The organism is Phenylobacterium sp. (assembly GCF_030646615.1).
GTDB lineage: Bacteria > Pseudomonadota > Alphaproteobacteria > Caulobacterales > Caulobacteraceae > Phenylobacterium.
Genome location: NZ_JAUSLG010000034.1, coordinates 1 through 4,241 on the forward strand (window position 1 = coordinate 1; position 4,241 = coordinate 4,241).

Sequence of the window (4,241 nt, forward strand, 5' to 3'; positions counted from 1 at the left end):
GATCTGGTCAACCTTGACCAGGGCGAAATAGCGCTCGCCTTCCCGGGGGGCGCGGATGGCGCCGACCACGGAGTCGCCGGTGCGCAGGCCGAACTTCCGGATCTGCGAGGGGCTGACATAGATGTCGTCGGGGCCGGGCAGATAGTTGGCCTCGGGGCTGCGCAGGAAGCCGAAGCCATCGGGCAGCACCTCCATGGTGCCGGAGCCTGAAATCTCCACGCCTTCTTCGGCCAGCGTCTTCAGGATGCCGAACATCATGTCCTGCTTGCGCATCGAGTTGGCGTTCTCGATGTCCATCTGCTCGGCGAAGGCCAGCAGATCGGAGGAGGACTTCTCCTTCAGCTCCTGCAGGGACATGCGCGTCAGGCCCATGGCGGCGATCGCCTGGGAGGCCAGGGACGGCTCGTCTTCGGCGTCCATGCCGGCGTCGTCGTCGGTCTGGGAGTCCAGGACTTCGGTTTCGGTGTCTTCGCTCATCGGGGTCTTTGAAAGCTCTGAGAGGGTATGTCGGGCCGCGAACCGCCGGACGGACTCCGGGCGGGCGGGGACGAGAGGTGGGGCGCAGCGAGGCGGCGCCGGTTATGTTGTCTCGAGGACCGGGCCGTCGGCGTAGAACGCGCGGCGCCGGGAAAGGCGGGCGCGGGATTTCTCCCGCGTGTGCTAACGCAAAACCACAGCCGGGGGGCCGAGGTCAAGGGCCGTCTCACACCAGATGGGGTCAGCGGCCGCCGAATTCCAGGGTCACGGCCAGCACGGCGGCGATGGCGATCAGGAACGGGATCTCATTGGTGGCCCGCCAGAACTTGGCGCTGCGGGGCCGCTCACCGGCCGCGATCTTCTTCCGCGCCCCGGCCAGCATGCCGTGCCAGCCGGACAGGAAGATCACCAGGGCGAGCTTCAGCATCATCCAGGGCTGCAGCAGGAAGGCCCAGCCCTGCCCCATGGCGTGAACATGATACATGATCAGGCTCAGGCCCAGGATCCAGGTCAGCACCATGGCGGGGTTGATGATGATCTTGAGGAGCTTGGCCTCCCACACCTTGAAGTGGGCGTCGAACTCGCTGCCAGGCGGCGCGGTTTCGGTGTGATAGGCGTAGAGCCGCGGCAGATACATCATGCCGGCCATCCAGGCGATCACCGCGATGATGTGCAGGCCCCGAAGCAGATCAAACCAGTTCATGCCGCCCTCCCCGTCCTGCAGGCGCATTTTCCATAGTCGGCCGGGCAGGTCCAGCCGCCGGCCGGCGCGATACCCGGCGCATCGTCCAGGGCGTTCAGCACCACGCCGCCGAGCCCCGCGATGAATCCGGGGGCGATCCCCAGGGCCGGAACCCGCAGATAGGGGGCGCAGCCGATGGTCTTGGCGATCTCGGCATATTCGTGATCGAGCTCCACCAGGGTCTCCACATGCTCGGAGACAAAGGCGATGGGGGTCAGGATCACGCCCTTGCCGTCGGCCTGGGCCTGGCGCAGGGCGACCTCCGTGGACGGACCAATCCATTCCATCGGGCCCACCCGGCTCTGGTAGCAGACCTGCCAGTCGGAAAGCTCCGGCAGGCGGGCGGCCACGGCCGCGGCGGTGGCCTCGATCTGGGCCTGGTAAGGGTCGCCCCGGGCGATCACCGACTTGGGCAGGCCATGGGCCGAGAACAGCAGGCGCAGGCCCTCAGGCTTGCCCGCCGCGGCCCAGGTCTGCGCGATCTGGTCGGCATGGGCCTCGATCAGCCGGGCCTCGGTCGGATAGCAGCAGACGGTACGAACGACGCCCGGGCCCCTATAGGCCTTTGCCCAGTCCTTCAGGGACGAGCCCGTGGTGGTGGTGGAGAACTGCGGATAGAGCGGCAGCAACACGATCTCGTCGGGCGCAAAGGCCGCCACCTCAGCCGCCGTCGCCTCGGCCCGGGGTTTCCAGTAGCGCATGGCGATGAAGATCCTGGCCTCCAGCTCCGGCGCCTTGGCGGCCAGCTCGGCCTGCAGGGCCTGGGCCTGCGCCTTCGTCTCCGGCAGCAGGGGTGAGCCGCCGCCCATGATGGCGTAGTTGGCCTGGGCGGTCTTCCTGCGGGTGGTGGAGATCAGGGCGGCCAGGGCATAGCGGGCCGGGGCCGGCAGGCTGATGATCGCCGGGTCGCGGAACAGGTTGAACAGGAAGGGCTGGACGGAGTCCTGGTCGTCGGGTCCCCCCAGGTTGAAGAGGACCACCGCGAGCTTTTTCATCAGGTCCCCGTCACGCGGCGAACCGCGCGCTCAATGTTCTCCACCGGCGTGTCCGGCAGCACACCATGGCCCAGATTGAAGATGTAGGGTCCTTGGCCCCACTGTTCGATCAGGGCGTCGATGCGGGCGTCCATGGCCGGGCCGCCGGCCCGCAGCAGCAGATTGTCCAGGGCGCCCTGCACCGCCTTGCCGCCCGCCTGGATCTTGCGCCCCAGGGCGGCGCTGGCCTGGGTGTCCAGGGCCACGGCCTGCACCGGCACGGCGGCGGCGTAGTTTTCCACCAGCGCCCCGGCGCCGCGGGGGAAGCCGATGAAGGGGGTGTCGATCCCGGCGGCGCGGACCTTCTCGATGATCGCCGCATGGGGCCGGATGACGATGCGTTCGAACACATCCTCCGCCAGGCCCTCGGCCCAGCTCTCGAACAGCTTCAGGGCCTGGGCGCCGGCCTTGGCCTGCATCACCAGATAACGGGCGGTGGACTCCACCAGGATGTCCAGCAGCCGGTCGAGATCCTCGGGGTTCTGATAGGCGTAGGTTCGCGCGCCGGACCGGTCGGAGCCCCGGCCCTCGATCATATAGGTGGCCACCGTCCAGGGGGCGCCGGCGAAGCCGATCAGGGCCCGCTCCGGCTCCAGCTCAGCCCGCACCCGGGTCAGGGTTTCCCCGATCTCGGAAAGCCTGCCGGTCGAGGCCTCGATCTCGGCCTCCATGGCCGAAAGCGCCGGCAGCTCGCCAAGCCTGGGCCCCTCGCCGGTTTCAAACCAGACCTTCTGGCCGAGCGCCTTGGGCAGGAGCAGGATATCGGCGAACACGATGGCCGCATCCAGGGGGAAACGGCGCATGGGCTGCAGGGTCGCCTCGGCCGCCATCTGCGGATTGTGGCAGAAGGCGATGAAGTCCGGGGCCTTGGTGCGGAGCTCACGATACTCTGGCAGGGAGCGGCCCGCCTGACGCATGAACCAGACCGGCGGGCGCTCGAGGGTTTCGCCGGCCAGGGCGCGAAGGAGGCGGGGCTTCGTCGTGTCACTCATGCCAAGCCTTAAAGCCGCTCCGGCCCGCCTGCTCAAGGGGCCAGGTGGACACAGGCCCCCTCCCTTCTTCCTGAAAGAAAGATCTGTTTGAGGATGAGGTTGAGGTAGGGCCGGTCAGACCCGGGGAAAACCCGAAAACACCGCCGCCATACCGACTTGCCCACAGGGTCGGCCGGGCTTGTCCCGAGGCCGGGCCTGGCCATGTGAATCGCGGGCGCCGGGCGGCAAGCCTCGCCACATTCCTTAACAAAACCTTAAGGCCCTCGGCCGGCCGCCCTGGCCCGTCCCTGAGGACGAAGGGGGTGCTCAGGTGGCCCCTGTGTTTACCTTTCGTTAAGACTTTCCCCATGGGCTCAACCGGTGGACGATCCGACCCCCAAACTCAGATCCCTACAGGGTCGGCCGCCGAGCCCCCCGCGGCGGCGGATAAGTCGCGGCCTATCCCCAAGTTCGCCGGCCTCCTTTAAGAGACTTATCGACTCCTCGGTCCCCAAGAGCATTTTGTCGCAGGCGCCCCCCTCGGTATGACCCACCCGCGCATCGCCACCTATTTCCACGTCCACCTGGTGTCGGACTCGACCGGCGAGACCCTGAACGCCATGGCGCGCGCGGTCTGCGCCCGGTTCGACGACGTCCTGCCCATCGAGCACATCTACGCCCTGGTCCGTTCCCAGCGGCAGCTGGACCGGGCCCTGTCGGATATCGAGTCGGCGCCGGGCCTGGTCATTCACACCATTGTCGACGCCGAGCTGCGGGCGGCCCTGGAGGAGGGTTGCCGGCGGCTGGAACTGGCCTGCATCCCGGCGCTCGATCCGCTGGTCTCGGCGGTGTCGCGCTATCTGGGGGTCAATACGACCACCCGGGTCGGCGCCCAGCACGCCCTGGACCACGACTATTTCAACCGCATGGACGCCCTGAACTACGCCATCGGCCATGATGACGGCCAGGGCGGGCAGGATCTGGAACAGGCCGACGTGGTCCTGGTGGGCGTGTCGC

Annotated in this window: 5 protein-coding genes; 1 reads left to right on the forward strand and 4 read right to left on the reverse strand. The window is 67.9% G+C overall.

Features of this window, described 5'->3' with window-relative positions; all coding sequences use genetic code 11:
• The 4 genes from Q7S93_RS05310 to hemE all read right to left on the reverse strand — a co-directional run.
• A partial coding sequence (locus Q7S93_RS05310) for a Rho termination factor N-terminal domain-containing protein (protein ID WP_304712698.1) occupies nt 1-477 on the reverse strand: 477 nt, incomplete at its 3' end.
• Nucleotides 478-718: 241 nt separating this feature from the next.
• On the reverse strand, nt 719-1,180 hold the full coding sequence (locus Q7S93_RS05315; RefSeq protein WP_304712699.1) for a CopD family protein: 462 nt from the start codon (nt 1,178-1,180) through the stop codon (nt 719-721).
• The gene (gene hemH / locus Q7S93_RS05320) at nt 1,177-2,217 is read right to left on the reverse strand and encodes a ferrochelatase (protein ID WP_304712702.1); all 1,041 of its coding nucleotides are present in this window, start codon (nt 2,215-2,217) and stop codon (nt 1,177-1,179) included. The genes Q7S93_RS05315 and hemH overlap by 4 nt, the downstream gene beginning before the upstream one ends.
• Nucleotides 2,214-3,245 carry a uroporphyrinogen decarboxylase gene (hemE, locus tag Q7S93_RS05325; RefSeq protein ID WP_304712700.1) on the reverse strand — a complete coding sequence of 344 codons (1,032 nt, stop codon included), beginning with the start codon at nt 3,243-3,245 and terminating at the stop codon, nt 2,214-2,216. The genes hemH and hemE overlap by 4 nt, the downstream gene beginning before the upstream one ends.
• A gap of 524 nt (nt 3,246-3,769) precedes the next feature.
• Here hemE and Q7S93_RS05330 point away from each other — a divergent pair.
• Nucleotides 3,770-4,241 (forward strand): kinase/pyrophosphorylase (locus tag Q7S93_RS05330; RefSeq protein WP_304712701.1); only part of this gene is annotated, 472 nt, incomplete at its 3' end.